This is a genomic window from Kitasatospora sp. NPDC004615 (assembly GCF_042873545.1).
GTDB lineage: Bacteria > Actinomycetota > Actinomycetes > Streptomycetales > Streptomycetaceae > Kitasatospora.
Map to the genome: position 1 here is coordinate 234,922 of NZ_JBIALQ010000004.1, position 23,833 is coordinate 258,754.

Genomic DNA, 23,833 nt, shown 5'->3' on the forward strand with positions numbered 1-23,833 from the left:
GCCGGGGCGGCCTGCCCGGCCGATCTTGTCGAGCGCGCGCCGCCGGATCATCCGACAGGACCGGCCGGCCAGGCCCGAGCCGGTCAGTCGGTCGAGCAGCAGTCCGCGGCCCCGCCGTGCTGCGCCGGGGCGGCCTGCCCGGCGAGGGCCCGGCGGAGGGCGGCGGCGTCCGGCAGGCCGGACATCGTGCCGTCGGCGTGCCAGTAGAGGCGGCAGGACAGGCTGGGCTCCGCGCCGGGCGGGGCGAACGGGTCGGCGCCGTCGATCAGGACGGTCGGCGAGCCGTACATGCCCAGCCGGGCGGCCTCGGCCTCGTCTGCCACCTCGACCAGGCTCACCTCGGCCTCCCGTCCGGCCAGCGCGCCGGTCACCAAGTCCAGCGCGGGGCGCGCGTTCGGGCAGTCCGCCACCGTCAGCACCGTGATGCGCATGGGCGAGTCCTCCACTCCTCCGGGTCGTCGTCCGAGGCTAAACCTTCCACCGCGCTGGAAGGTCAAGCGTTAGCGTGGAGAGCATGCGCATCGGCGACCTCGCCGCCCGGGCCGGGCTGACGACCAAGACCATCCGCTTCTACGAGGACAGCGGCCTGCTGCCCGCGCCGCCGCGCACCCCGGGCGGCTACCGGGACTACCCGGACACCGCGGTGACCCGGCTCGCCTTCGTCCGCGACGCGCGGCGGGCGGGCCTCACGCTCGCCGAGATCCGCTCGGTGCTCGAGCTGCGCGACGACGGCCACGCGCCGTGCGCCCACGTCACCGATCTCCTCCACGAGCACCTCGCCGACATCGAGCGGCGGATGGCCGACCTCGCCGCCACCCGGGAGGCGCTGCGCGGCCTCGCCGCGCGCGCCGCGAGCACCGATCCCGCCGCGTGCGGCACGGACGGTATCTGCACCATCGTCAGCCCCGGAACGTTGACCTGACGCACCGTCAGAAATGCGCCGGTGGCGGACAGTTCGCGCCAATTCCCCGCAATCCCTCCCCGGTGCGGCGGCCCTGCGGGGTTAGCCTGAGGCCATGGTTGCCAACCACAACGAAGAAGTAGCCATGCCCGACGCGGAGTTCGTCAGCGGTCCCGCGACAGTCCTCCGGTCCCTCGCCACCGACCCCCACCGGCGGGCCGTCGTCGCCGCCGACGGCACCGAGATCATCGCCGGCGAGTTCGCCGCCGCCACCTACCGCCTCGCCCACGAACTGATCGCCCGCGGCGTCACCCGCGGCACCACCGTCACCCTGCTGACCGGCAACACCCCCGAGGCGCTGAGCGCCCGGTTCGCGGCGGGCCTCGCCGGTGCCCGGGTGGTGAACCTGTACGACGGCATGAGCGCCCCGATCCTGGCCGAGATCACCACCAGCGTGGACACCGGCGTGCTGCTGATCGACGCCGAACGGTACGCCGACGCACCCGAGTTGATCCCGCTGATCGACGTCCCGACCATCCTCGCCCTCGGCCCGGGCAGCGTCGTCGCGGAGGACGTGATCGCCGCCTCCGCCCACCGCCCCGCCGAACCGCCGGACGTCCGGATCGGCCCCGAGGACGACCTCAACATCCGCCACACCGGCGGCACCACCGGCATCCCGAAGGGCATCCTCAGCCTGCACGGGCCCTACCGCAGCATCTTCGACGCCCCGGTCGGCAGCGACCCCGCCGAAGGCGCGCCCCGCCTGCTCGCCGCCACCCCGCTCGCCCACCTCTCCGGCGTCCTCGCCGACATGACCCTGTACCGCGGCGGCACCGTGGTCCTGCTGCGCTCCTTCGACCCCGGCGCCGTCCTGCGGGCCGTCGAACGCGAACGCATCACCGAGTTCTGGGTGCTGCCCGCGCTGCTCCACCAGCTGCTCGACCACCCGGCGATCGGCCGCACCGACCTGTCCAGCCTCCGGCAGATCATCTACGGCGGCAGCGCGGCCTCGCCGACCCGGCTCCGCGAGGCGCTCAAGGTCTTCGGGCCGGTCCTGGTCGGCGGCTACGGGATGTCGGAGGCCCAGCTGATCACCGTGCTCGCCCCCGAGGACCACGACCGGATCACCAACGGCGAACCCGTCCCGGTCGGCCGCCCCCTGCCGGGCGTCGAGGTGGCGATCCGCGGACTCGACGGCGCCGACCTGCCGGCCGGCGAGCAGGGCGAGATCCACGTGCACTCCGACACCCTGATGGCCGGGTACTGGAAGCGGCCCGACCTCACCGCCGAGGTGCTCCGGGACGGCTGGCTGAACACCGGCGACGTCGGCTACCTCGACGAGGACGGCTTCCTCCACCTCTCCGACCGGGTCAAGGACCTGATCATCGTGGTCGGCGGGCACGTCTACCCCTCCGAGGTCGAGGACCTCCTGCTCACCCACCCGGCGGTCGCCCGCTGCGCGGTCTTCGGCGTCCGCGACGAGCAGGAGACCGAGCACGTCCACGTCGCCGTCGTCCCCGCCCCCGGCCGGCAGCCGCACCTGGACGAACTCCGCGCCTTCGTCACCGCCCGCAAGGGGCGGATCTACGCCCCCGAGGTGCTCCACCTGGTCGACGAGATCCCGCTGACGCCCGTCGGCAAGCCGGACAAGAAGCGCCTGCGCGCGGCCGCGACGCGCTGACGATTCCCGGAGCCCCCCGGCGCTGACGAGGCGTCAGGGGGCTTGGGGAAAAAGGGAGGCGGCTCTCCGGAGGGGGCCGGTACGTTGACCCGATGCTGCTGACGAAGTATGCCCACGCGTGCGTCCGGATCGAGGACGACGAGAAGAAGTCCGTATTGATCGACCCGGGGTGCTGGACGGCGCCGGAAGCCTTCGCGGGAGTCCGCGCCGTGCTGATCACCCACGGTCACCACGACCACGTGGACCGCGAGCTGCTGGCGGCGGCCCGCAAGGCCGACCCGGCACTCGAGGTGTTCGCCCCCGAGGACGTCGCGGCCGAACTGGGCGACGGCGTCCGGGCGTTGGCGGTGGGGGAGCGCTTCGAGGCCGGCGGCTTCGCGGTGCGCGCCGTCGGCGGGCGGCACGCCCAGGTGATCGACAATTACCCGGACTGCCCGAACCTCGGCTACCTGGTCGAGGGCGTCTACCACCCGGGCGACTCGCTGCACGTCCCCGACCAGGAGGTGCACGCCCTGCTGCTGCCCACCACCGGGCCGTGGCTGACGATGCGCGGGGCGATCGAGATGGTGCGCGCCGTCCGCCCAGGGCAGGTCGTCCCGATCCACGACGCCTACCACAGCGAGGCCGGCAGGGAGAACTTCGACGGCTGGCTCGACGGCGAGGCGGACGCCCGCTACACCCGCATCGCCGTCGGTGAGTCCGTCCGGCTCGGCTGAGACCGGGCGCTTTCCCTCCCCGCCTGGCCACCCGGCAGCGCCGGGCCGGCCGGGCCCCGGGGTGGGCCGGAGGGGCGTCGGGGCGGGCCGGCGGGGCGTCGGGGGAGGCGGCTCACCCTCGTGGCCCGTCCGTGTGCCGTCTGGGAATTCACTGGGAGCCCGGTCGCGCGGCTCGAGGTTTCTCAAAGACGGTCTTGCTAGCTTCGTGACGCATGATCGACTCGTCCCACTTGGCAGCCCGGTCACGCTCGCTGATGGTCAATCTGGTGACCAGACTCCGCCCCCGGCACGTTGCCTGGCCCCTGTTCGCCCTCACCTTCTGGTGGTACCTCGCGGTCTACGGACTGCCGTACGCCAACGACGTGGTCTTCCTCTGGCTGATCGGCGCGCTGGTCGCCGCGTCCGTGCACAGCGGCGGCCGCAAGGGCTGGCTGTACGTGCTGCGCGACTGGGTGCCGGTGATGGCCGTGGTCTGGGCGTACTCGCTGCTCAGGGGCTACGGCGCGCACACGCCCTGGCAGCCGCACTACGCTCCCCAGCTCGCCTTCGACAAGGTCCTCGGCTTCGGCGAGACGTGGACGGTGCGCCTTCAGCACCTGCTCTACCACCCAGGCCGGCCGCAGTGGTACGACTATGCGATAGTCGGCGTGTACATGTCGCACTTCTTCGCGGTGTTCGTGATACTCGCCGTCCTCTGGAAGCGCGACCACGCCCGGTTCCGGCACTTCCTCGCCTGCTACCTGTCCATCACCTTCGCCGGCTTCCTCACCTACGTGCTGTACCCGGCAGTGCCGCCGTGGCTGGCCGGGATCGAGAACCACATGCCGGCCGTCGACCGGATAGTCAACGCCGTCCTGGAGAACAGCGGCCTGCACCGGGCCGGCACCATCTTCGAGAACGGCAGCCGCTTCGCCAACGACGTCGCCGCGATGCCCTCGCTGCACTCCGCGTACCCGATGATGATCGCCCTGGTGTTCTGGCCCCGGGCCGGCCGCACCCTGCGGGTGCTGCTCGCCGCGTACCCCCTGGCCATGGGCTTCACGCTGGTCTACGGCGGCGAGCACTTCATCATCGACGTGCTGGTCGGCTGGGCCTACGCCTGGGTGGCAGTCGCCCTGGTGAACCGTTTCGTCGCCCGCCGGGCCGCGGCCCGCGCCGCGAAGCAGGAGGCCGTCGCCGTCAACGCGACGCCGACCACCGTCCCGGTCGGCTGATCCTCGATTTCCCCCGGGCCCCCGGCCCCGGTTTCGGCAAAGTGGTGCCGGACCGGGCCCGGGGGCTTTTTGCGCACGACCTCCGCAGAGCCGCCGCGCACTCGTCGCGTTCTCCTCACCACCCGCGCAACCCTCGCGGAACCCCCCTACGAGCGGGCCGGGAGTTTCCTGGGCGTTCGCTGGGAATCGAACGACGCCCGTCGCCGCCGGTTGGACCGCGTGCACGAGCTGACGCACCGTCAAAAACCGGAACCCGCCCGACCGCCCGACGGTCGCGGTGAAGGCTTTGCCAATCCGTGGCGGAGTCTTGTTACGGACGGAGGTAGCGTCGTGCGGAACACCGCAGGAGGACCCACCATGGCCGCACCCCACGCCCCATCTGCGCCCGGCGGGCGCCCCCGACCGGCCGCCACCCAGCAGACGGCCCGATGATCTCCGGTTACGCTGTCGCGCCCCTGCTCTGGGTGGTCCTGACCCCGCTCGGCGTCCTGCTCTTCGGCATCGGCCTGGCCTCCACCATCCGGATCCGCCCCGGCACCGACCGCCCGCGCGACCACCTCCTCGGCCCGCTCCTGATCGCCACCGGCATCCTGGTCACCGGCTTCGGCCTCTGGCTCCTCTGACCGGTCCCGGCGCGGCTCGTGGATCAGCCGGTGGGCGCGAGCGACCAGCGGTGGACGAGGCCGGAGCGTGGTTCGAAGGTCAGCCAGGTGCCGTCGCCGAGGGGGCGGGCGTAGCCCGGGGTGTGGCCGGGCGGGTAGCTGAGTCGGTTGCGGAGGGTGAGGGTGGTGGCGTCAAGCAGCCAGTGGGCGCCGTCGTCGTCGTAGTCCAGGGTGGAGGCGAGGACGGTGCGCGGGTCGACGAAGCCGCACTGCCAGTCCCAGCCGGCCGGGCTGTCCGGGTCGGTGGACGGCGGGGGTGTGCCCTCGGCGAGCAGTGTGCCGTCCAGGTCGTGCAGCTGGACGTCCCAGCCGTCGTGCTGCACGGTCAGGTAGGCGGGACGCTCGGGGTGGACGTCGGTCAGGATGCGCTCGCCGACCTCCTCCACGCGGACGTCGCGCAGCCGTTCGCCGTCCCAGCGCGCCCAGTACAGGCCGATGCCGTCCTGCCCCATGCCGACGCACAGGCCCACGTGGCCGGTGTCCGGGTGCGACTGCTGGTGCGAGCCCTCCGCGACGGACTCCAGCGGCAGGCGGGCCAGCTCCCGGCCGTCCTCGGCGTCCAGCACCACCCACGCCTCCGCGTAGTCGTCCTCGCCCGGGCCCGACACCGGAACGTGCGCCCACACCAGCAGGCCGTCGTCCGAGACCCGGCAGGAACCGTGCTCGGAACCCTCGCACACCTGCTGCTCGTCCCCGCTGTGCGGATGCCCCACCTCCGGCCCCCAGCAGGCATGCCGGTACTCCCACCGGGTCGAGCCGTCACGGTTCACGGCCCGGACGGCGCGCTGCCCCGAGAACGCGGCGAACGCGCCGTCCGGGCTCACCGAATGCACCCCGCCCGACCAGCCCGGCCACGGCAGCGGAAAGGCGGCGGACGGCTCCGGCCGCCCGCCGAACACCGCGTCCAGCTCGAACACCGCCAGCCGCGCCCCGTCCCGCAGCGCCGCGCGGCGCGCACCCGGGCGCCCCTCCCACCCGAACCCGAGCACCAACTCCCGCCCGCCCGGCAGGGCCACCGCACCACGCAACACCGCATCGACCGCCATGCCGCCCGACCCTACCGTCCGCCCTCAGGGGCAGGCCCAGCAGTACAGCCGCGCACCGCCGGCCACCGCCCGCGACGCGAGCCCGGCCAACTCCCGCAGAAAGTCAGCGAGGTCGGCCGGCTCGTAGTGGACGCCCTCGGCCACCGCCCACCGCTCGGCGACCTCGCGCAGCGCGGCGTCCTCGTGCCGCGCCAGCGCGTCCCGGAACGCGTCCGACAGTGTCAGCACCACCACCTCGCCGTCCTCGATCATGCCGACCAGCGCCGCGCGCCGCGGGTCCGCCCAGAGTTCGGCGGGCGAGCGGCCCGTCACCAACTCCTCGGCGGGCTCGAGCATCACGACCGGATCGATGCCCTTCACCACCACCTCGTCGTACCCCGCCCCGAAGGGCTCGTCGTCGTCCCGGACGATCGCCCCCAGGGCGTCGTCATCGTCAGTGGCGGCGAAGTAGCCGATCAGCGTTCCCATATGCCGGAGCATCACACGACGCACCGACATGTCGCCGCTCCGTCTCTGGTTCGGCCTGGAGGAGTTCCGCACGATGCTGCAGCGGGCCGGCTTCACCGGGATCACCGTGCACGGCGGCTACCGGGCGGGCAGCGCGCCGACCGCCGGCGACGAGGTGTGGACCTTCGAGGCCACCCGCGGCTGGCGCCCGCCGGCGTCAACTGTCCGGCGCCGCCGCTTAATTCGGTCGAGGGCAAGATCGGCTGCTGCTACGGTGGCGCGATGCCAACGGTCAAGAAGTTCCAGGTCACCTTCGACTGCGCCGAGCCGGAGCGCGTCGGCCGCTTCTGGTGCGAGGCGCTCGGTTACGTTCCCCCGGCCGTGCCGGAGGGCTTCGACAGCTGGGACGCGTACCAGGAGGCGCAGCCGGCCGAGACGCGCGGATCCTGGTTCGTGGCCAGCGACCCGGAGGGTGTCGGCCCGCGGATGTACTTCCAGCGCGTCCCCGAGGGCAAGGTCGTCAAGAACCGCGTCCACCTCGACGTCCGGATCGGCACCGGCCTGGTCGGCGCGGAGCGCCTCGCCGCTCTCGAAGCCGAATGCGCCCGCCTCGAAGCCCTCGGTGCGACCCGCGGGCAGCTCCTGATCGCCGACGGGGTCAACGAGTCCTGCCAGAACATGCAGGACGTCGAGGGCAACGAGTTCTGCCTCGACTGACGGTCCGCTCGTCAGCAGGCGCCCGGTCCAGCTCCCCAGCCGGACCGGGCGTCGTCCTGTTACGGCATCCAGAAGCCGGTGACCCGTGCGGTGCCGGGACCGAGGTCCTGCCAGGAACCGTCGAACTCCAGGACAGCCACCGAGGCGGTCGGGAACCCGGAGTCCTCCACCAGCTGCGCGAGTGCGCCGCCAGCCGTTCCGGCGAGAACCGTTCCGACGAGAAGCCCGATCAGCTCGGGCAGGCTCGGGTTGTGCCCGACCACGACCAGCTCGCCCACGTCGTCGGACGTCCCCTGCAGCAGCGTCACCAGCTCGCCGAGACCGTTCGCCCGCCGGTGGATCTCCACGCTGAGGTCGTAAAGCCCCTGCTCGTGGACCGTCTCGGGCAGCCGCGACAGCGCCGCGGCCACGCACTCCCAGGTCTCCCTGGTCCGCCGGGCGCCGGACACCCGCGCGAGATCCGGCGCGACGCCGCGACCCGCGAGCCACCGGCCGGCCGCGAACGCCTCCGCCCGCCCCGGCCCGTCGAGACGCCGCTCCTGATCGACCGCCGTCTCCCGCTCCGCCTGCGCATGCCGAACCAGCACAAGCCTCCGACCGGTACCCGCGCTCACGTTGCCCTCCCTCGCCCGCCGGCCGGTGGTGCGGCCCGGCGGAATCGCTTGATCATTTTCCCCCCGCACGCTATCCGTCGTTCCGGAGCTCAGCTGTCGCGTACGGCGAGTTCGGCCACCACCGCGCGGTGGTCCGTCCGGGCCAGGGTGTGTTCCTCGATCGACACCGGGAGCAGCGCCGGGCCGTGCAGGACGTGGTCGATCTGGAGCATCGGCGGCAGGTACGGGAGGTCGAGATTGTGCTCCGGCCAGGTCGGGAACAGCCCGGCCCCCAACTCGTCGTGCGTGTCCGCCAGTCCGGTGGCCAGCAGGCTCCGCATCGGCGCGTGGTCGAGGGTCGCGTTGAAGTCGCCCAGCAGTACCGCGTTGTGGTTGCGGCCCGGCACGGCGTCCCGCAGCGCGTGCATTCCGGCCGCCCACTTGCGGGCGTCGCCCAGGGGGTAGTACGTGTGCACCGCCACGAGTTGGACCGGCCGGCCGTCCACGGTGATCGTCACGTTGGTGGTCGGCCAGGCCGGGTCGGCGGCCGCCGTCACGGGCAGGCGGGTGTAGATCGCGGTGTCGGTGCCGTCCGGCAGCTCGCGGTGCGGAAGCAGCTCGCGGATGCCCGCCGCGTCCAGCGCGTCCGCCGCCGAACCGCTCAACTCCTCGACCGCCAGCGCGTCCAGGCGTTGCGACCGGACCAGGTCGACCAGCGCCGTCGGTGAGATGTTGCCCATGTAGGCGTTGCTGGTGGCCACCCGCAGTCGCGGCGCACCGGCCGGCACCTCCGTCCCGTCCGGGACGAACCGCGGTACCAGCCACCACAGTTGCAGCCCGACCAGGACGGCCGCCAGGCCCGCGAGCCAGCGGCGGCGCAGCACGGCCAGCGCCGCCGTCAGCAGCAGCGTGAGCAGAGCGGCGTACTGCAGCCCGGCCATCGGCAGGGCGAGGACGGTCCCGTCGTCCAGGCCCAGGACCCGGACCGCCGCGAGGGCGGCCGGTCCGAGCAGCAGCAGGCCGCACAGGGTGGTCAGCGTCGGACGCCACCACCGTCTCCGCGCGGGTGAACCGGTTTCCGACCTGCCGTCAGCCACGATGCTCCTCCGATGGGGGCGCCGGTGGCATTCATGATCACCGGTCGCCGTTGTCGGGAGAAGACGTCCGGGGGCGGAGCTCAGTTCCGGACAGCTGTGCGCGGGCCCCGGCCGTGTGCGGGCCGCAGCCGGGACCGTCGGGTCCGGCCGGACGGCTATTCGCCGATGACCTTCTTGTAGCCGGCCGCGTCCAGCAGGTTCTTGAGGTCGGACTTGTCGGTCGGCTGGAGCTTGAAGATCCAGGCGTCGTAGGGCTCGTCGTTGAGGAGTTCCGGGCTCTCGTTCAACTCCTCGTTGACGGCGAGCACCTTGCCGCCGATCGGCGCGTAGATGTCCGATGCGGCCTTGACCGACTCGACCACTCCGGCCGGGTTGCCGGCCTTGAGGGCCCTCCCCACCTCCGGCAGTTCCACGAACACCACGTCGCCGAGCGCCTTCTGGGCGTGGTCGCTGATTCCGATCAGCACGGTGCCGTCGGCCTCCAGGCGCGCCCACTCGTGGGACTCGGCAAACCGCAGATCAGCAGGGATGGTCGACATGCTCGCTCCTCCGGAAGGTGGTCGATCACAGCAGGCTCAGCATGCCCGAGGCCGTCTCCTCGCCGGTGGATTTCCTTCGCAAAACCGACGAAACGTCAGTTTTGGTTGACAGGCGGGCGGGCGGGCCACTACTGGCAGAAAAACAAGCACGCGTGCTTGATTTGTCGGCGGGCCAGTGCCACGCTCGGTCGCGACCGGAACGCGAACGGTGGTCGGACGGCCGGGAGTTGGGAGGCTTCGTGCTGCGGATCGGCAATGCTTCGGGGTTCTACGGGGACAGGTTCGCCGCGTTCCGGGAGATGCTGACCGGCGGCCCGCTGGACGTGCTGACGGGCGACTACCTGGCCGAGTTGACGATGCTGATCCTGGCCCGCGACCGGCTGCGCGACCCGCAGCGGGGGTATGCGCGGACGTTCCTGCGGCAGGCCGAGGAGTGCCTCGCGGAGGCGATCGACCGCGGGGTGCGGATCGTCGTCAACGCGGGCGGCCTCAATCCGGCGCGGCTGGCCGAAGCGCTCGGGGAACTCGCCGACCGGCAGGGCGTGCAGGCCCGGATCGGCTACCTGACGGGCGACGAACTACTGCCCCGAGCCCCTGAGTTCGGCTGGACGGGCGAGGACCCGCGGCGCCCGCTGCTCGCCGCCAACGCGTACCTGGGGGCGTTCGGCATCGCCGAGTGCCTGCGCGGCGGCGCGGACGTGGTGGTGACGGGACGGGTGACCGATGCCGCGCTGGTGGTCGGGCCGGGGATCGCGCACTACGGGTGGACGCCCGGAGACCTGGACGCGCTGGCAGGTGCGGTGGTGGCCGGGCACGTACTGGAGTGCGGGGCGCAGGCCACCGGCGGGAACTACGCGTTCTTCGCCGAACACGGGGACGACGGGGGCCTCGACCACCCCGGCTTCCCGCTCGCCGAACTGCACGTCGACGGCAGCAGCGTCATCACCAAGCACCCGGGCACCGGCGGCGTGGTGAACATCGGCACCGTCACCGCCCAACTCCTGTACGAGACAGGCGGACCGCGCTACCTCGGCCCGGACGTCACCGCCCGCCTGGACACCGTGACGCTCACCCAGGACGGGCCGGACCGGGTGCGGATCGACGGGGTGCGCGGCGAGGCCCCGCCGGCCACCCTCAAGGTCGGGCTGAACCGGATCGGCGGCTATCGCAACGAGCTGGAGTTCGTCCTCACCGGGCTCGACATCGAGGCCAAATCGGCCTTCGTGCAGCGGCAGTTGACCCGGGCCCTGACCGACCCGCCGGCCGAACTGCGCTGGACGCTGGCCCGCACCGACCACCCGGACGCCGACACCGAGGAGCGGGCCAGCGCGCTGCTCCGGCTCACCGCCCGCGACCCGCAGGAGACGAAGGTCGGCCGCGCCCTGACCGCCGCCGCCGTCGAACTCGGCCTGGCCGGCTACCCGGGCTTCCACCTGACCGCCCCGCCCGCCCCGGCCGCGCCCTACGGCGTCTTCGAGGCAGGGGAGTTGGACGCGAAGGAGGTCGATCACCTGGCTCACCTGCCCGGCGGCGCTACCGTCGCCGTCCAGCCCGGGCGGGTGGGATCGGGACAACTCGCTCCCGATGAACCGAAGTTGCCGCCGGAGCCCGAGCAGGGCCCGACCCGCCGGGCCCCGCTCGGCCTGATCGTGGGCGCTCGCAGCGGCGACAAGGGCGGCGACGCCAACCTCGGCGTGTGGGCCCGCAGCGAGGCCGGCTGGCGCTGGCTCGCACACACCCTGACCATCGACAGGCTCCGCGAACTCCTGCCGGAGACCGCACAGTTGACCATCGAGCGGCACCTGCTGCCGAACCTCCGCGCCGTCAACTTCACCATCCGCGGCCTGCTCGGCGAGGGCGTCGCCGCCCAGGCCCGGTTCGACCCGCAGGCCAAAGCACTGGGGGAGTGGCTGCGCTCCCGGCACCTCGACATCCCGGAGGCACTGCTGTGACCGTACTGCCCACCCGGCTGGACACCAGCGGGCCCGCGTACACCGCCAACCGCGCCGCCATGCTGGAGAAGCTCACCGCGCTGGACGCCGAGCACGCCAAGGCGCTGGCCGGCGGCGGGCCCAAGTACGTGGAGCGGCACCGCAGTCGGGGCAAACTGCTGGCCCGCGAGCGGATCGAGCTGCTGATCGACCCGGACTCGCCGTTCCTCGAACTGTCGCCGCTGGCCGCCTGGGGCAGCGACTACCCGGTCGGCGCGTCGCTGGTCACCGGGATCGGCGTGATCGAGGGCACCGAGTGCGTGATCACCGCCAACGACCCCACCGTGCGCGGCGGTTCGTCCAACCCGTGGACACTGCGCAAGGCCTTGCGGGCCAACGAGATCGCGCTGCGCAACCGGCTGCCGCTGGTCAACCTGGTGGAGTCCGGCGGCGCGGACCTGCCCAGCCAGAAGGAGATCTTCATCCCGGGCGGCGCACTCTTCCGCGACCTCACCCGGCTCTCCGCGGCCGGAATCCCCACCGTGGCCGTGGTGTTCGGCAACTCCACGGCCGGCGGCGCGTACGTGCCCGGCATGTCCGACCACGTCATCATGGTCAAGGAGCGGGCCAAGGTGTTCCTCGGCGGACCGCCACTGGTCAAGATGGCCACCGGCGAGGAGTCCGACGACGAATCCCTCGGCGGCGCCGAGATGCACGCCCGCACCTCCGGCCTGGCCGACCACCTCGCCCTCGACGAACCCGACGCGCTGCGCCTCGCCCGCCGGGTGGTGTACCGGCTGCACTGGCGCAAGTCCGGCCCACAGCCGACAAGTTGGTACGAGCCGCCGAAGTACGACGAGGACGAGCTGCTGGGCATCGTCCCCGGCGACCTGAAGGCGCCGTTCGACCCGCGCGAGGTGATCGCCCGGATCGCCGACGGCTCCGACTTCGACGAGTTCAAGCCGCTCTACGGCAGCAGCCTGGCCACCGGCTGGGCCACCGTCCACGGGTACCCGGTCGGCATCCTGGCGAACGCGCAGGGCGTGCTGTTCAGCCAGGAGTCGCAGAAGGCGGCCCAGTTCATCCAGCTCGCCAACCAGCGCGACCGGCCACTGCTGTTCCTGCACAACACCACCGGCTACATGGTCGGCCGCGACTACGAGCAGGGCGGCATCATCAAACACGGCGCGATGATGATCAACGCGGTGTCGAACAGCACCGTCCCGCACATCTCGGTCCTGATGGGCGCCTCCTACGGCGCCGGGCACTACGGCATGTGCGGCCGCGCCTACGACCCGCGCTTCCTGTTCGCCTGGCCCAGCGCCAAGTCCGCCGTGATGGGACCGCAGCAACTCGCCGGTGTGCTCTCGATCGTGGCCCGCCAGTCCGCCGCCGCCAAGGGCCAGCCCTACGACGAGGACGCCGACGCCACCATCCGTGCCATGGTCGAGCAGCAGATCGAGGCCGAGTCGCTGCCCGCCTTCCTGTCCGGCCGGCTCTACGACGACGGGGTGATCGACCCGCGCGACACCCGGACGGTGCTCGGCCTCTGCCTCTCCGCGATCCACAGCGGACCGGTCGAAGGCGCCCGCGGCTACGGCGTGTTCCGGATGTAGCGCCATCAGTAAGGTCAACTTCCCTACCGAGAAAGCGAACTGACGGATGATCAGCTCTGTGCTGGTGGCCAACCGCGGTGAGATCGCGCGCCGGATCTTCCGCACCTGCCGCACCCTCGGCATCGCCACCGTCGCCGTGTACGCCGACCCGGACACCGACGCCCGGCACGTCCGGGAGGCCGACACCGCCGTCCGGCTGCCCGGCGCCGCGCCCGCCGACACCTACCTGCGCGCCGACCTGCTGATCCGCGCCGCACTGGACGCGGGCGCCGACGCCGTCCACCCCGGCTACGGCTTCCTCTCCGAGAACGCGGGCTTCGCCCGGGCCGTCCAGGACGCCGGACTGGTCTGGGTCGGCCCGCCGCCCTCCGCGATCGCCGCCATGGGCTCCAAGACCGCCGCCAAACGGCTGATGGCCGCCGCCGGCGTCCCCGTGCTGAGCGTCGGGCCCGAGCCCGCCGAGGCCGACCTGCCGCTGCTGGTCAAGGCCGCGGCCGGCGGCGGCGGACGCGGCATGCGGGTGGTGCGCACCCTTGCCGAACTGCCCGCCGCGCTGGCCGCCGCCCGGGCCGAGGCGGCGGCCGCGTTCGGCGACGACGAGGTGTTCTGCGAGCCCTACCTGCCCACCGGCCGGCACCTGGAGGTCCAACTGCTGGCCGACGCGCACGGCACCGTCTGGGCCGTCGGCGACCGCGACTGCTCGTTGCAGCGCCGGCACCAGAAAGTGATCGAGGAAGCCCCCGCCCCCGGCCTCGACCCCGAACTCCGCACCCGCCTGCACACCGCCGCCACCGCCGCCGCCCGCGCCATCGGCTACCGCGGCGCCGGCACCGCCGAGTTCCTGCTCGCCCCCGACGGACGACTCGCCTTCCTGGAGATGAACACCCGCCTCCAGGTCGAGCACCCCGTCACCGAAGCCGTCACCGGACTCGACCTGGTCGCCCTCCAACTCGCCGTCGCCGAAGGCGAGAAGCTCCCCGCCGCCCCGCCGCCCACCCAGGGCTGCGCGATCGAGGCCCGGCTGTACGCCGAGGACCCCACCCGCGACTGGCAGCCCGCCACCGGCACCGTGCACCTGCTCGAAGTCCCGGGCGTGGACGTCGAGTTCGACACCCTCCCGGCCCCCGCCGGCCTGCGCCTGGACGCCGGAATAGGCGAACGCACCGGCACCGGCAGCGCGGCCGGCACGAGCACCGGCGGCGACCGGATCACCGTCCACTACGACGCCATGCTCGCCAAGGTGATCGCCTGGGCCCCCACCCGCCGCGCCGCCGCCCGCCGTCTCGCCGACGCCCTCGCCCGCACCCGCCTGCACGGCCCGGCCACCAACCGCGACCTGCTGGTCCGCGCACTGCGCCACCCGGCCTTCCTGGACGGCGCCGTACACACCGCCTTCCTCGCCGAGCACGCCGACCAACTCCTCGGCCAGGACGGCAAATCCGCGCCACTGGCCGCCCTCGCCGCAGCCCTCGCCGACGCCGCCCGCCACCCCGGCACCGGACCGTCCGGCTGGCGCAACCTCCCCTCCCAGCCGCAACTCAAGCGCTACCGCACCGGCGACGGCACCGAACTCGACGTCCGCTACCGCCTCACCCGCGACGGCTTGCTCGCCGAGGACCACCCCGACGTCCAACTCCTCGGCAGCACCGCCGAATCCGTCGACCTCGCGGTCGGCCCGCTGCGCCGCCGCTACCGGATCGCCCGACACGGCGACCAGGTCTTCGTGGACGGCCCGACCGAACACCACACCCTGACCGTCCTCGACCGATTCCCGGACCCCGCAGCCCAGTTGGCCCCCGGAACACTGCTCGCCCCGATGCCCGGCACGGTCGTCCGGATCGCCGCCGAGGCGGGCCGGCCCGTCACCGCCGGCCAGCCGCTGCTCTGGCTGGAGGCGATGAAGATGGAACACCAGGTCGCCGCCCCGGCCGACGGCATGCTCGCCGAACTCCCCGTCACCGTCGGCCAACAGGTCGAGACCGGCGCCGTCCTCGCCGTGGTCCGCGCCGAATCCTGAACCAACTCCCCTTAACAGAAAGCCGGTTGTGCGATCCGCGCCGCCCGGCGACCCCGCCCGGAAGGACCCCGTGATGTCTGCACCGCGCACCACCTCGCTACCCGCCTCCCCGCTGATCGAGTCCGAGGACCGCCGCGCTCTGCGCGAAGCCGTCGCCGCGCTCGGCCGCCGCTACGGGCGCGACTACTTCCAGCGCAAGGCCCGCGCCAACCAGCCCGTCGAGGAACTCTGGTCGGAGGCCGCCAAGTTGGGCTACCTCGGCGTCAACCTGCCCGCCGAATACGGCGGCGGAGGCGCCGGAATCAGCGAACTCGCCATCGTGCTGGAGGAGTTGGGCGCGGCCGGCTGCCCACTGCTGATGCTGATCGTCTCGCCCGCGATCTGCGGCACCGTGATCGCCCGGTTCGGCACCGAGGAGCAGAAGCAGCGCTGGCTGCCCGGCCTCGCCGACGGCAGCAAGGTGATGGCGTTCGGCATCACCGAACCCGACGCCGGCTCCAACTCGCACCGGATCGGCACCGTCGCCCGCCGCGACGGCGAGGACTGGCTGCTCAGCGGCCGCAAGGTGTTCATCTCCGGCATCGACCAGGCCGACGCCGTCCTGTTCGTCGGCCGCACCGAGGACGCTCGCACCGGCAAGCTCAAGCCCGCCCTGTTCGTCGTCCCGCGCGACACCCCCGGCTTCGAGTACCGCCCCATACCGATGGAACTCACCGCCCCCGAACGGCAGTTCCAGGTCTTCCTGGACGACGTCCGGCTGCCCGCCGACGCCCTGGTCGGCGACGAGGACGCCGGGCTGCTGCAACTGTTCGCCGGACTCAACCCCGAGCGGATCATGACCGCCGCCTTCACCCTCGGCATCGCCCGGTACGCCCTCGACACCGCCGTCGGCTACGCCCGCACCCGCACCGTCTGGGACAAGCCGATCGGCGCCCACCAGGGCATCGCGCACCCGCTCGCCCAGTGCGCCATCGAGGTCGAACTCGCCCGCCTGATGACCCAGAAGGCCGCCCACCTCTACGACGCGGGCGACGACCTGGCCGCCGGCGAGGCCGCCAACATGGCCAAGTACGCGGCCGGCGAAGCCTCCTGCCGAGCCGTCGACCAGGCCGTCCAGACCCTCGGCGGCAACGGCCTCACCCAGGAGTACGGCCTCGCCGCCCTGATCACCGCCACCCGGGTCGGCCGGGTCGCCCCCGTCAGCCGCGAAATGATCCTCAACTACGTCGCCCAGCACACCCTGGGCCTGCCCCGCTCCTACTGACGCATCCGCAGATCCGGTCGGGCGCTCGGGCGGATCCGGAAGCCGCGACCACGGCCCGGCGAAGCCCACCGCCCGCACCGCCCGCCACCACCTCGGCCACACCCCAACTGCGCTGCGCCGCCCAGCGGTTAGTCCTGGTCGGTGTCGTCCGGGTGGAGGGCGATGTGGTCCGCGGCGAGGTCGGCGGCGACCCGGTGTTCCATGCCGAGGGCGGCGAGGAACTTGGCGGGGAGCTGGATGCGGCCGGTGCGGTCGAGCATGACGTATTCGCGTTCGCTGACGGTCTCTTGGCCGTGTTCGTCGGTGATGGTGCGGCGGAGGACTTCGCTGCTGGTGCGGCCGTCGCGGATGGCGACCGTGCGGCGGACTTCGCCGGCGACCATCGGGTCGTGGGTGACGACGACGACGGTGGTGCCGAGTTCGCGGTTGACGGTGCGGAACGCTTCGAAGATGCCGACGGCGGTCTCGGAGTCGAGTTCGCCGGTGGGTTCGTCGGCGAGCAACACGGCGGGGTCGTTGGCGAGTGCGACGGCGATGGCGACGCGCTGCTGCTGGCCGCCGGAGAGTTCGGCGGGGCGGCGGTGGCCCAGCTCGGCGATGTCCAGGGCCTCCAGGAGTTCGGTGACGCGGCCGCGCTGCCGTTTGGCGGCGCGGTGGCCGGAGCGGAGCTCCATCGGCAGGGCGACGTTCTGGGCGGCGGTGAGGAACGGCAGCAGGTTGCGCGCGGTCTGCTGCCAGATGAAGCCGACCACCTCGCGGCGGTAGCTCAGCCGGTCCTTGGGGGTCATGGTGAGGAGGTCGCGGCCGGCGACGGTGGCGTTGCCGGCGGTGGGGGTGTCGAGTCCGGCGAGCACGTTCAGCAGGGTGGATTTGCCGCTGCCGGACGCGCCGACGAGGGCTACGAGGTCGCCCTGGTCGACGGTGAGGTCGAGGCCTTGGAGGGCTTGGACCTCGATGCCGTCGGTGCTGAAGATCCGGACCAGTCGTTCGCAGTTGATCGCGACGTCGGTTCGGACGGTCCGGGGTGCGGAGGCGGCCAGGGCCTTGGTGCGGAGCTCGTCCAGGCTCGGGGGCGGAGTGCTCATTGGGTGTCTCCCGCTCGTAGCTCGGTGGTGATCTGGCGGCGGGCGGTGACGGCGGCCTCGGCCAGCACCGCGAGGGCGGCCAGCAGGGCCAGCCCGACGGCCTGTTGAAGGATCGGTGCGGTGGTGAGCCGCAGCCCGGTGGGGGTGTCGGCGCCGACGAGTGGGGCGAGGTCGACGGCGGGGCCGAGCAGCAGGACGCCGCACACGGCCGTGAGTGCCCCGCCGAGGGCGGCGACCAGGGACTGCGGCAGTGCTTCGGTGAGGATCAGCGCCAGCCCCTGCCGGGGCCGCAGGCCCATGGTGCGCAGCCGGGCCAGGGTCGCGGCCCGTTCGGGTCCGGCGCGGAACAGCGTGAGCAGGACCGAGAGCACCGCGAACAGCGCGGTGGCAGCGACTGCGACCCAGAACATCCGCTCGGCGGAGGCCTGCAGCGGGTCGTCGCCGAGTGCGGCGGCCTCGCCGGTCACGGTCCGCACCACGTGGCCCGGTCTGATGTCGGTGGCGGGCGGCCCGAGGTACTGCAGGGCCAGCGCGCGCAGTTGGGCGTCGTCGAGGTGACCGGTGGCCATCCACTTCTTCGCGGCGCCGAATCGCGGCAGCAGGTCGGTGGCCGGGCCGAGCGGCAGCAGCACGGTGGTGCCGGCCGTCCCGTTCAGGGCGGGGGTGCCGTCGGCGACGGCGACGGGGTGGACCGGGACCGCCTCGCCGCCTCCCAGCCGGAGGTTGAAGGTGCCGTTCGGCAGGTCGCTGCTGAACAGGGCGGGCATCGAGTTGTCCGGTTGGGCGGTGAAGACCGCCGGGTCGAACCGGCCCCGCCCGGCGGCTTCGGCGAGCTTCGCGTACTTGACCGGGTCGGCCAGCAGCACGTTGACCCGGGCCGAATAGCCGTTGCCGAACGACAGGGTCACGTCGTCCACGGTCCAGACCGGCAGCGAGACGTCCACGCCGGGCAGCCGGTCGGCGGCGGAGAGGAAGGCGTCCGGCAGCGCGCTGCCCAACGGGGCGTCGACCTGGGCGTCGCCGCCGATGTTGTACCGGGCGGCCGTGGCGCGCTTGCCGGCCACCGAGCTCAGCACGGTGGCGCCGATCGCGCCGCAGGTCACCGCCAGCACCAGGGCGAGCAGCGGCAGCACCGAGGGACGCGAGCGCGGGCCGCCGCTGCCGCGGGCGGCGCGGGCCAGGCCGAGGAAGCCGATGGCGCCGGGCCACCGCCCGGACCAGCGGGCCAGCAGCCCGATCACGACGGGCTGGATCCGGGCCAGCAGCAGCGCGCCGGTCAGCGCCAGCAGCAGCGGGGCGGCCACCAGCAGCAGGTCCACCCCTCCGCCGGCCGGGGCCACCCCGCGTCGGACGACCTGGGTGACGGCGGCCGCGGTGGTGGCCAGCACGGCGAGTTCGGCCATCAGGCGGCGGCGTCCGGAGAAGCCGCTGCCGGCCTTGTCGCGGAGCAGCAGCGCCGCCCGGACCGGGAAGGCCAGCAGGGCGAGCAGGGTCACCGAGCCGGCCGCGACGGCGGCGGGCAGCCAGCGCGGGGTGGGCAGCAGGGTGAAGGCGAGCAGCGCGCCGAGCGCGGCGGCCGGCAGCACGGTCAACGCGCTTTCGCCGAGCAGCCGTTGGAAGATCCCGCGGACTCCGGCACCGCGGGCCAGCAGCAGTCGCAGCTCGGCCGTGCGCCGTTCGGTGCTCAGTGCCGCGGCGAGGCAGAGCACCACGGCGGCGACCCCGGCCGCGCCGGCGGGGCCGACCTCGGCGAGCGAGTCGATGGCGCGCTGCCGCTTCAGGGCGCGGTCGATCATGGTGCGCAGCTGGGAGGTGATCCGGACGTTCTCCCGCGCGAGGGCGTTGGTCATCTTGATGGAGACCGGCCCTGCGGTGACCGCGGCGAGGTCGTAGGAGGTCTGCTGGAGCCGGTCGGCCCGCAGCGCGTCCACCCGCACCGGCAGCCGCCAGTAGTCCTCGGCCCCGTGGCCCCAGGTGGCCACCAGCGGCGCGGCCTCGGGGCCGGTCAGCGCGACGGCGTACCAGTACGGGAACGGGGGTTCCCCCGGGCCGCTGCCGGGGGTGAGGTTCAGGCACGCCTTGAGCGCGCAGCCGATCTCGGCCCAGAACGGGTCCGACGGGTCGTCGACGGTGTACAGGCCGACCACCCGGACCTGCTGGGGCGGCGGCGGGCCGGTGCGGTCCATCACCGACCGGCCGCCGTCGTACACCGAGCCGAGCCGGAGTCCGAGGGTCCTGGCGGTGGCCTCCGACACGGCGATGGGGATCGGCTCGCTCTCCGTGGCGGCGCCCGGCCACTGACCGGAGGTCAGCTTCAGGTGCTCGCGCGCCCCGTGCTGGTACTGCACGGCGATCTCGGGCGGGACGCTGTCGGGGCGGGTCAGCGGGGGCTCGCCCGGCGCGTCGGCCAGCGAACGCGGCTGGGTGCCCCGGCGCCCGTAGACCGGGCCGCTCGGGTCGAGCGGGAGCACCGGGCCGACGGATTGGGCGAGTCGGCCCGCGGCGACGTCGAGCACTTGCGCCGGGTCGATCGCCCGGGAAACGGGGGCGGCGACCTGCACGCCGGTGGCGGCCGGACCGGCCGTGCGCAGGTAGCTGCGCAGCGCGCCGTCCGCGCCGCGGTCCTTGGCCAGGGGCAGCGCGGCGGACAGGAAGACCACGGTGAACGCCAGGGCGGCGGCGAGCAGGGCCGCCACTGGCGCGGTGCGCAGCCGGGTGCGGACCCAGGGGGCCGGGGTGCTCAATTGTCCTCCACGAACCGGAGCCGGGCGCCCACGTCCCGGCGGCGACCGCCGACCAGGAAGGCGGACAGCAGGGGCAGGGCGGCGGTCCCGGCCGCCAAGGCCAGCGTCTGGCCGAGCGGCAGCCCGACCAGGACCCCGGGAACCGGCGGGCGGGCCGCCGGGGTGAGCACCACCAGTGGCACCACCAGGTGGACCAGGACCGTTCCGAGCAGCAGCCCGACGCCGGTGCCGATGCCGACCAGCACGACCTGTTCGGCGGTGGCGGTGCGCCGCAGCAGCCGTCGGGGCGTGCCGAGGGCGAGCAGTACGGCCGATTCGCCGGCCCGTTCGCTCGCCGAGGCGGCCGCGGCGGCGGCGAAGCCGATGGTGGCGAGGACGGCGGCGGCCACCGCCAGTGCGGCCAGCGCGCTCTGCGGGGCGGCGCTCAGCGGGTCGCCGGAATGGGCGGCGGCGTCCTCCTCGCGGAGGGTCAGCTGCTGGGCGGTCGGTCCGGCGCGCAGGGCGGCGGCGGCCTCGGCGGGGGTGCGGTCGCCGGTGCCGGTGGCGGGCAGCCACCACTCGGTGACGGGCGGGACCTGGGCGCCCCGCTCGGTCAGCCAGCGGTGGGTGCCGGCCAGGTCGAGCAGCAGGCCGGTGTCGCCGTACACGGGCAGCGCCTCGACCTGGCCGGTGATCCGCACCGGCATGCTGGTGCTGCCGAGCTGGACCTTGATCAGGTCGCCGACCTTGGCGCCGGAGTCCGTCAGGTACGTGCGGGTGGCCAGGGCCTTGACCTCCGGGCCGGTCCCGGTGTCGCCAGGGGGGAGCACCAGGGCGCGAATGGCGTCGTGCCGGACCGAGCTGCCGGATGCGTTCGAGGTGTAGGAGACGGTCGGCAGCCGGTTCCCGGCGGGGTCGTCGGTCACCCGGGCCGCGGAGCCGTCCGCGGCGCTCCAGGAGCCGGGGGGCGCCGGGACGGGCGTGGCCGGTCCGGCTGCGGTGTCGGAGACGGCCAGTTGTCGGATCGTCAGTTCGTTGGTGGTGAAGCCCGTGCTGGAGCCGTACGTCAGCTCGAAGCCGGTCAGGGTCAGCGGCGCGGCGATCGAGCCGAGCGGGGCGGCGGTCTGCGGGCCGAGGTCGACCGAGACGGTGGCCTCGCCCTGGTTCGGGAGCTGCGGCATCAGGATGCGGTAGGCCGCGCCGAAGCCGTCCCGCAGGTTCAGCCAGACGAAGGGCGCCGCCGGCTGCGGCATCCACTCGGGGAGCGGGAGGCCGACGCCGATCCGGACCGCCACGGTCAGGTCGATCCGGGCCGGCTTTCCGGGCAGCTTCATACCGGTCGGCTGCGGTTCGGCCAGCGGCGCGAACAGCTCGGTGGCGGGCCGGCCGCCGAACAGGTCGGGCCGGACGTGCAGTTCGGTGGCGGCGCGGGCGGTGTCGGTGAGCAGCACCCGGCCCCGCTTGTCGCCCGGGAGCCACTGGTCGAACTCGGCGACCGGCAGCAGCCGGTCGCCGCCGGGCAGCGCCGAATACCGGCCGCCCTGGCCGAGCGCGGGCAGCCCGGAGGCCTGGATCCGCAGGCCGCCCGCCGAGGCGAAGTCGGCCTGGTCGCGCTGCGAGTCGCGCCAGGCGGCGTGCTGACCGAGCGCCAGCACACCGGTGGCGACGGCCAGCACCAGCAGCAGCACCGGGCCGTTCGCCCGGCCGGGGCGGCGGGCCAGCTGCCAGCCGGCGAGCGCCGGGCCGAGCGCGCGGCCGCGGGCGGCCAGGCGGGCCCCGAGCCGGGCCGCGAACGGCAGCACCCGCAGCACCAGCAGCGTTCCCGCGCACAGTGCCAGGGTGGGTGCCGCGACCAGCACCGGGTCGATGCCCAGCTGCCCGGCGGCGTCCGCCGAGAGGCCGCCGGTGCGGGCGGCCAGCTGCTGGTAGGTGATCACGGCCAGGGCGAGCAGGGTCAGGTCGGCGCCGGAGCGGGCCACGGTGCTGACCACGGCCTGCCGGCGCGACACCACCCGGTCGGCGTCGCGCCGCAGCACGGCGGGCAGGGCGGTGAGCGCGACACAGGCCAGCGCGCAGGCCGCGGCCACCGGCCACCGGACGGTGGTGTCGGTGTGCTCCAGCGGCATCCCGGCCAGCGGGCCCCACGCGGTCAGCAGCCACAGCACCGGTCCGGTCAGCAGCGGGGCGAGTACCGCGGCGGGCAGGGCGAGCAGCAGCGCCTCGACGGCCGTCCAGGCGGCGAGTTGCCGCCGGGTCGCGCCGCGTGAGGTGAGCAGGGCGTTCTCCGGGCGCTGCCGGTCCGCCACCAGGTGCACCACCAGCAGCAGCGCGGCCGCGGCCAGCACCGCCAGTTGCAGCGCCCCGATCAGCAGGCTGGAACGGGCGACCAGCGTCGCCGAGTGTAACTCGCCGAGCAGGGCCGGCAGTTCGGTCTGCGGTTGGAGGCCGGCGCTGTAGTGCCTGACCAGGTCGGGCAGCTTGTCGGCGCGGGCCCGGACCTGGTCGACGCGCTCCGGGTCGGCGGCGGAGAAGTCGGCGGTCAGCAGCAGGCTTCGTCTGCCCTGCGGCAGCAGGCCGGAGGTGAAGAGGCCGTCGTCCACCGCCATCGGCCCGTACGTGGTGAAGCCCTTGACCTGGATCTCGCGGCCGCCGAGCGGGTCGAGCCGCCAGTACGGTGCCTCCCGGTCGGCGACCTGGTAGGCGCCGGTGACCTCGACGGTGAGCGGGCGGCCGCCGTACCGGTCGGACAGCGTGACCTTGGCGGGCAGCGCGCCGTCGGTCAGGCCCAGCCGGCTCAGGGAGCTCTCCGGCACGGCGGCCTGGACCGTCCCCGCGGTGTCGGGGCCCGCGGGGGCGCCCTTGGCGGTCGGCCACTGGCCGGCCGCCAGCTTCAGCCGGCCGCGGTCCAGCGAGGCCAGCACCGTCAGGTCCGGGTCCTGGGCGTTCGACAGTCCGGGCAGCCCGTACGCGCGGCTGAGCGCGAGCGACTGCGTGGCGACCGGCAGCCCGTTGAACAGCTGGGTGCCGAGCGCGGCGGCCTTCGCGTCGTCCGCCACCCGGGCGTCCACCGCGTCGTCGGCACTCAGCACCACACCGACCCGGTTGCCGCCGTCGAGATTCCGGCGCAGGCCGGCCTCGGCGGCGGTGCGGTTGAAGGCCACCAGGGCGGTCAGCACGGTGGTGGTGATCAGCACCGTGAACAGCACGGCGGCAGCCAGCGGCAGCCGCCCGCGCAGTCGGCGCAGCACAAAGCCAAACATTGTTCCCCGTACCCCCGTTCCGGTCAGCGTGTACCGGATGGCGGACGACTCTGTCAGATGGGATCGGGCAGTGGAAGGGGCTTGCGCGAACCGTTGTCAGAGTGAGCAGAATCGAGGACATCCGCGCCCAACTGCCAATGAGGGCAAGTGAGATGACGGAACCGGCAGCTCCGGAAAGCCGCCCTCCGAGACCGGGCTGGCCGTGCTGGAGCTGCCGCGCGCGGCGGGTGCGGCCGCCTGATCCCGCTCCGGTGCCGACGTCCAACGGGCAGGCGCCCCGGACGCCGTCGCGGGCGGCCTCTGCGCACCGGTGCGCGGTCACAT

At 73.6% G+C, this 23,833-nt stretch carries 19 protein-coding genes; 10 read left to right on the forward strand and 9 right to left on the reverse strand.

The genetic code is table 11. The features are described 5' to 3' along the window. Positions 1-83: 83 nt before the first annotated feature. Entirely contained in the window at positions 84-431 is a 348-nt protein-coding gene (locus ACFYS8_RS15945) for a hypothetical protein (protein WP_387641218.1), read from the reverse strand. Between the two features lie 83 nt (positions 432-514). On the opposite strand from ACFYS8_RS15945, the gene ACFYS8_RS15950 reads away from it, so the two are divergent. The 5 genes from ACFYS8_RS15950 (at position 515) to ACFYS8_RS15970 (ending at position 5,135) form a co-directional block, all read left to right on the forward strand. Next, positions 515-922 carry a heavy metal-responsive transcriptional regulator gene (locus ACFYS8_RS15950; RefSeq protein WP_387641221.1) on the forward strand — a complete coding sequence of 136 codons (408 nt, stop codon included), beginning with the start codon at positions 515-517 and terminating at the stop codon, positions 920-922. Between the two features lie 94 nt (positions 923-1,016). Next, positions 1,017-2,582 (forward strand): AMP-binding protein, encoded by a 1,566-nt coding sequence (locus tag ACFYS8_RS15955; protein WP_387641223.1) that lies wholly within the window; start codon positions 1,017-1,019, stop codon positions 2,580-2,582. Positions 2,583-2,674: 92 nt separating this feature from the next. Then, a complete protein-coding gene (locus tag ACFYS8_RS15960; protein WP_387641226.1) occupies positions 2,675-3,298 on the forward strand; it encodes an MBL fold metallo-hydrolase in 624 nt (207 codons plus the stop codon). 266 nt (positions 3,299-3,564) lie between these two features. Next, positions 3,565-4,512: a phosphatase PAP2 family protein gene (locus ACFYS8_RS15965; protein WP_387641229.1), complete on the forward strand. Its 948-nt coding sequence runs from the start codon at positions 3,565-3,567 to the stop codon at positions 4,510-4,512. Positions 4,513-4,940: 428 nt separating this feature from the next. Further along, complete coding sequence (locus ACFYS8_RS15970; protein WP_387641232.1) at positions 4,941-5,135, forward strand: hypothetical protein; 195 nt, start codon at positions 4,941-4,943, stop codon at positions 5,133-5,135. A gap of 23 nt (positions 5,136-5,158) precedes the next feature. On the opposite strand, the gene ACFYS8_RS15975 is transcribed toward ACFYS8_RS15970, so the two are convergent. Beyond that, entirely contained in the window at positions 5,159-6,220 is a 1,062-nt protein-coding gene (locus tag ACFYS8_RS15975; RefSeq protein WP_387641235.1) for a hypothetical protein, read from the reverse strand. A 24-nt stretch (positions 6,221-6,244) separates the two neighbouring features. Further along, positions 6,245-6,688: a hypothetical protein gene (locus ACFYS8_RS15980; RefSeq protein ID WP_387641238.1), complete on the reverse strand. Its 444-nt coding sequence runs from the start codon at positions 6,686-6,688 to the stop codon at positions 6,245-6,247. A gap of 261 nt (positions 6,689-6,949) precedes the next feature. On the opposite strand from ACFYS8_RS15980, the gene ACFYS8_RS15985 reads away from it, so the two are divergent. Further along, positions 6,950-7,384 (forward strand): VOC family protein, encoded by a 435-nt coding sequence (locus tag ACFYS8_RS15985; RefSeq protein WP_387641241.1) that lies wholly within the window; start codon positions 6,950-6,952, stop codon positions 7,382-7,384. A gap of 59 nt (positions 7,385-7,443) precedes the next feature. Here ACFYS8_RS15985 and ACFYS8_RS15990 read toward each other — a convergent pair whose 3' ends face one another. The 3 genes from ACFYS8_RS15990 to gcvH all read right to left on the reverse strand — a co-directional run bounded on the left by ACFYS8_RS15990 (position 7,444) and on the right by gcvH (position 9,613). Continuing rightward, on the reverse strand, positions 7,444-7,971 hold the full coding sequence (locus tag ACFYS8_RS15990) for a SixA phosphatase family protein (protein ID WP_387641244.1): 528 nt from the start codon (positions 7,969-7,971) through the stop codon (positions 7,444-7,446). 116 nt (positions 7,972-8,087) lie between these two features. Further along, positions 8,088-9,074, reverse strand: coding sequence for an endonuclease/exonuclease/phosphatase family protein (locus tag ACFYS8_RS15995; RefSeq protein WP_387641246.1), 987 nt, complete (start codon positions 9,072-9,074; stop codon positions 8,088-8,090). A 155-nt stretch (positions 9,075-9,229) separates the two neighbouring features. Further along, positions 9,230-9,613: a glycine cleavage system protein GcvH gene (gcvH, locus tag ACFYS8_RS16000; RefSeq protein WP_387641249.1), complete on the reverse strand. Its 384-nt coding sequence runs from the start codon at positions 9,611-9,613 to the stop codon at positions 9,230-9,232. Between the two features lie 299 nt (positions 9,614-9,912). On the opposite strand from gcvH, the gene ACFYS8_RS16005 reads away from it, so the two are divergent. From ACFYS8_RS16005 to ACFYS8_RS16020, 4 genes are all read left to right on the forward strand, one after another. Beyond that, complete coding sequence (locus ACFYS8_RS16005) at positions 9,913-11,565, forward strand: acyclic terpene utilization AtuA family protein (protein WP_387642154.1); 1,653 nt, start codon at positions 9,913-9,915, stop codon at positions 11,563-11,565. Continuing rightward, positions 11,562-13,160, forward strand: coding sequence for an acyl-CoA carboxylase subunit beta (locus ACFYS8_RS16010; protein WP_387641252.1), 1,599 nt, complete (start codon positions 11,562-11,564; stop codon positions 13,158-13,160). The genes ACFYS8_RS16005 and ACFYS8_RS16010 overlap by 4 nt, the downstream gene beginning before the upstream one ends. A 46-nt stretch (positions 13,161-13,206) precedes the next feature. Next, the gene (locus ACFYS8_RS16015; RefSeq protein ID WP_387641255.1) at positions 13,207-15,177 is read left to right on the forward strand and encodes an acetyl/propionyl/methylcrotonyl-CoA carboxylase subunit alpha; all 1,971 of its coding nucleotides are present in this window, start codon (positions 13,207-13,209) and stop codon (positions 15,175-15,177) included. Positions 15,178-15,250: 73 nt separating this feature from the next. Next, positions 15,251-16,441, forward strand: a complete 1,191-nt coding sequence (locus tag ACFYS8_RS16020; protein WP_387641257.1) for an acyl-CoA dehydrogenase family protein — start codon at positions 15,251-15,253, stop codon at positions 16,439-16,441. Between the two features lie 128 nt (positions 16,442-16,569). On the opposite strand, the gene ACFYS8_RS16025 is transcribed toward ACFYS8_RS16020, so the two are convergent. Genes ACFYS8_RS16025 through ACFYS8_RS16035 form a run of 3 tightly spaced genes read right to left on the reverse strand, consistent with a single transcriptional unit; the run spans position 16,570 to position 23,509 of the window. Then, positions 16,570-17,526 (reverse strand): ABC transporter ATP-binding protein, encoded by a 957-nt coding sequence (locus ACFYS8_RS16025; protein WP_387641259.1) that lies wholly within the window; start codon positions 17,524-17,526, stop codon positions 16,570-16,572. After that, a complete protein-coding gene (locus tag ACFYS8_RS16030) occupies positions 17,523-20,270 on the reverse strand; it encodes a hypothetical protein (RefSeq protein ID WP_387641261.1) in 2,748 nt (915 codons plus the stop codon). The genes ACFYS8_RS16025 and ACFYS8_RS16030 overlap by 4 nt, the downstream gene beginning before the upstream one ends. Further along, on the reverse strand, positions 20,267-23,509 hold the full coding sequence (locus ACFYS8_RS16035; RefSeq protein ID WP_387641264.1) for an FtsX-like permease family protein: 3,243 nt from the start codon (positions 23,507-23,509) through the stop codon (positions 20,267-20,269). Before ACFYS8_RS16035 ends, ACFYS8_RS16030 begins: the two co-directional genes overlap by 4 nt. Positions 23,510-23,833: the final 324 nt, after the last annotated feature.

Bases quoted from the DNA above. Each gene is read 5' to 3' on its own strand.
- ACFYS8_RS15945 (WP_387641218.1), bottom strand. From the start codon at position 431: ATGCGCATCACGGTGCTGACGGTGGCGGACTGCCCGAACGCGCGCCCC.
- ACFYS8_RS15950 (WP_387641221.1), top strand. From the start codon at position 515: ATGCGCATCGGCGACCTCGCCGCCCGGGCCGGGCTGACGACCAAGACC.
- ACFYS8_RS15955 (WP_387641223.1), top strand. From the start codon at position 1,017: ATGGTTGCCAACCACAACGAAGAAGTAGCCATGCCCGACGCGGAGTTC.
- ACFYS8_RS15960 (WP_387641226.1), top strand. From the start codon at position 2,675: ATGCTGCTGACGAAGTATGCCCACGCGTGCGTCCGGATCGAGGACGAC.
- ACFYS8_RS15970 (WP_387641232.1), top strand. From the start codon at position 4,941: ATGATCTCCGGTTACGCTGTCGCGCCCCTGCTCTGGGTGGTCCTGACC.
- ACFYS8_RS15975 (WP_387641235.1), bottom strand. From the start codon at position 6,220: ATGGCGGTCGATGCGGTGTTGCGTGGTGCGGTGGCCCTGCCGGGCGGG.
- ACFYS8_RS15980 (WP_387641238.1), bottom strand. From the start codon at position 6,688: ATGGGAACGCTGATCGGCTACTTCGCCGCCACTGACGATGACGACGCC.
- ACFYS8_RS15985 (WP_387641241.1), top strand. From the start codon at position 6,950: ATGCCAACGGTCAAGAAGTTCCAGGTCACCTTCGACTGCGCCGAGCCG.
- gcvH (WP_387641249.1), bottom strand. From the start codon at position 9,613: ATGTCGACCATCCCTGCTGATCTGCGGTTTGCCGAGTCCCACGAGTGG.
- ACFYS8_RS16005 (WP_387642154.1), top strand. From the start codon at position 9,913: ATGCTGACCGGCGGCCCGCTGGACGTGCTGACGGGCGACTACCTGGCC.
- ACFYS8_RS16015 (WP_387641255.1), top strand. From the start codon at position 13,207: ATGATCAGCTCTGTGCTGGTGGCCAACCGCGGTGAGATCGCGCGCCGG.
- ACFYS8_RS16020 (WP_387641257.1), top strand. From the start codon at position 15,251: ATGTCTGCACCGCGCACCACCTCGCTACCCGCCTCCCCGCTGATCGAG.
- ACFYS8_RS16025 (WP_387641259.1), bottom strand. From the start codon at position 17,526: ATGAGCACTCCGCCCCCGAGCCTGGACGAGCTCCGCACCAAGGCCCTG.
- ACFYS8_RS16035 (WP_387641264.1), bottom strand. From the start codon at position 23,509: ATGTTTGGCTTTGTGCTGCGCCGACTGCGCGGGCGGCTGCCGCTGGCT.